This is a genomic window from Aquabacterium parvum (genome assembly GCF_001447195.1).
GTDB classification, from domain to species: domain Bacteria; phylum Pseudomonadota; class Gammaproteobacteria; order Burkholderiales; family Burkholderiaceae_C; genus Aquabacterium; species Aquabacterium parvum.
In genome coordinates, this window is record NZ_LFRI01000073.1 from 1 (window position 1) to 273 (window position 273).

Sequence of the window (273 nt, forward strand, 5' to 3'; positions counted from 1 at the left end):
ACGTTGCCGGCGTTTCCATAGCTCGCGCTGGGCTCTATGAAGGTGCTTAAAGCGTTCAGCCAGGTCATCACCGTTCTTCACCGTCAAAGTCACCAAAAAAGGCCTCAGAGCCGTTTTCTCGGCTCGGATGACCTCCAACCTATCCAAGTAGGCTTTCATCGACTTAGCGCCCCGTCTAATGGCACACAGAGGGCAAAGCAGGTGCTTCATGCAGAAGCTGGCCGCATGCAGCCTCACAGCGTCGATGGTGAAGTAGTGCCGGAACAGCAGGTA

The 273-nt window shown here is 55.3% G+C and carries 1 protein-coding gene; it reads right to left on the minus strand.

What is annotated here, in order from left to right; genetic code table 11:
- Positions 1–237 (minus strand): protein rep (locus ABG80_RS22350; RefSeq protein ID WP_268760920.1); only part of this gene is annotated, 237 nt, incomplete at its 3' end.
- Between the last annotated feature and the right edge of the window lie 36 nt (positions 238–273).